Annotated in this window: 1 pseudogene; it reads right to left on the minus strand. The window is 47.9% G+C overall.

The features are described 5' to 3' along the window. Positions 1-217: pseudogene (locus Xentx_RS18310) on the minus strand (IS1 family transposase); the annotation flags it as partial. Between the last annotated feature and the right edge of the window lie 169 nt (positions 218-386).

Raw genomic sequence — 386 nt, forward strand, 5'->3', positions numbered from 1 at the left:
CAACAATATGTTTTTCTTCAGGAAGTCGGTTGTAAGGTGCATAATCATCCGTACAGTAAAACCTGACATTAAAAGGTGATAATAACTCAAGGAGTTTGCGTAAAGTCGCCGTACTGCGATCACCAAAAACATGTGCCACGACTCGCTTGAGGCGAGGCTCCCAGGCATACCAGAGCCAGCGTTGATTTTTCTTATTACCGACAAATGACCATTGTTGGTGAGTAGACCTGCCCAGTCACCCGGGCAGATCCCTCCTCAGAACCGGACATGCAGAACTACCGCATCCGGCTCCCGACAGATCCCAGTCGTCACACCTATTCAGCAAGAATTGAACATTGAATGGACTTTCCAGCTTGAAGGATAACCCAGCACTTTCAGGATCAGAG

The organism is Xenorhabdus thuongxuanensis (genome assembly GCF_001908095.1).
GTDB lineage: Bacteria > Pseudomonadota > Gammaproteobacteria > Enterobacterales > Enterobacteriaceae > Xenorhabdus > Xenorhabdus thuongxuanensis.